The sequence below is a fragment of the Streptomyces sp. NPDC058632 genome (assembly GCF_042717095.1).
GTDB lineage: Bacteria > Actinomycetota > Actinomycetes > Streptomycetales > Streptomycetaceae > Streptomyces.
In genome coordinates, this window is record NZ_JBHXQZ010000205.1 from 1 (window position 1) to 1,669 (window position 1,669).

The following is a 1,669-nucleotide window of genomic DNA, read 5'->3' on the forward strand; positions in this document are numbered from 1 at the left end:
GGCCGGCCGAGGTCGGCCCGATCGCCGCTCCGGGCATCGACTGAGCGCCGGGGCTCCGGTCCGGAGCCCCGGCGCCGCGCACCTCGGCGGCTCAGGCCTCCGCGCGCCGGGGCAGGCGCCAGCCGGGGCGTACGAAGTGGCAGGTGTAGCCGTCCGGGTACCGCTGGAGGTAGTCCTGGTGCTCGGGCTCGGCCAGCCAGAACGGGCCGGCCGGTGCGACCTCGGTGACCACGGGCCCCGGCCACAGACCCGACGCGTCGACGTCGGCGATCGTCTCCTCGGCGACGCGCTTCTGCTCGTCGTCGAAGTAGAAGATGGCGGAGCGGTAGCTCGGCCCGATGTCGTTGCCCTGCCGGTTCCTGGTGCTCGGGTCGTGGATCTGGAAGAAGTACTCCAGGATCGTGCGGTAGTCGGTGACCGCCGGGTCGTAGGTGATCTCGATCGACTCGGCGTGGGTGCCGTGGTCGCGGTACGTGGCGTTGGGGACGTCGCCGCCGCTGTAGCCGACGCGGGTGCTCAGGACACCCGGGAACGTGCGGATCAGCTCCTCCATGCCCCAGAAACAGCCGCCCGCCAGCAGCGCCTTCTCCTCGGTCCTCGTCATCGTCTCTCGCCCTTCTGCCGCGTCCTTCGACGGACACGTCCGCCTCTCACTCATGATCCCGTACGGCCGCGGCCGTACGCGCACCGGTCTCAACCATGCCGGGAGCCCTGTTGTTCCGTCCACGCCCGCCCGCTCCGGGGTTTCCGCCCGGGCCGGACAGCCTCCGTGGGTACGATTTCGCACATGACCGCCCCACCCGCCCCGGCACAGCGGCTGCGCGATCTCGCGCGGCTGCGCCGGGTCCGCGACCGGATCGACCGGGAGTACGCGCAGCCGCTGGACGTCGAGGCGCTCGCCCGGGGCGTACACATGTCGGCCGGGCACCTGAGCCGGGAGTTCCGGGCCGCGTACGGCGAGTCTCCGTACAGCTACCTGATGACGCGGCGCATCGAGCGGGCCATGACCCTGCTCCGCCGCGGCGACCTGAGCGTGACCGAGGTGTGTTTCGCGGTGGGCTCCTCGTCGCTGGGCACGTTCAGCACGCGCTTCACCGAACTCGTCGGCATGCCGCCGAGCGCCTACCGGCGCCTTGCCGCGGACGCCACGGAGGGGATGCCGGCGTGCGTGGCGAAGCAGGTGACCAGACCGGTCAGGAATCGAGAAGCTTCCAAAGCCGGGCCCCTCTAGCGTGACCTCCATGGACATCACCATTCACGCGAGCTTCCTCCCCCACGACGACCCCGAGGCCTCCCTGGCCTTCTACCGCGACACCCTCGGCTTCGAGGTCCGCAAGGACGTCGGGTACGGCGGCATGCGCTGGATCACCGTCGGTCCCGTCGGCCGGCCCACCACGTCCATCGTGCTGACCCCGCCGGCCGCCGATCCCGGTGTCACCGACGACGAGCGGCGCATGATCACCGAGATGATGGCCAAGGGCACCTACGCCGGCCTGCTGCTGGCCACCGACGACCTCGACGGTGTGTTCGCGAAACTGCAGGGGGCCGAGAGCGCCGAGGTCGTCCAGGAGCCGACCGAGCAGCCGTACGGCGTGCGCGACTGCGCCTTCCGTGACCCCTCGGGCAACCTGATCCGCATCCAGGAGGTGCGCTGAGCCCGTCCCCGGGC

The 1,669-nt window shown here is 71.2% G+C and carries 3 protein-coding genes; 2 read left to right on the forward strand and 1 reads right to left on the reverse strand.

Annotated elements, in window-relative coordinates:
- Positions 1-91: 91 nt before the first annotated feature.
- Entirely contained in the window at positions 92-604 is a 513-nt protein-coding gene (gene msrA / locus ACFWVE_RS34980) for a peptide-methionine (S)-S-oxide reductase MsrA (protein WP_384023288.1), read from the reverse strand.
- Between the two features lie 183 nt (positions 605-787).
- Here msrA and ACFWVE_RS34985 point away from each other — a divergent pair, with 183 nt between their 5' ends.
- A complete protein-coding gene (locus ACFWVE_RS34985; RefSeq protein WP_384023290.1) occupies positions 788-1,231 on the forward strand; it encodes a helix-turn-helix transcriptional regulator in 444 nt (147 codons plus the stop codon).
- Between the two features lie 10 nt (positions 1,232-1,241).
- Positions 1,242-1,655, forward strand: a complete 414-nt coding sequence (locus tag ACFWVE_RS34990) for a VOC family protein (RefSeq protein ID WP_384023293.1) — start codon at positions 1,242-1,244, stop codon at positions 1,653-1,655.
- The last annotated feature ends 14 nt before the right edge of the window (positions 1,656-1,669 follow it).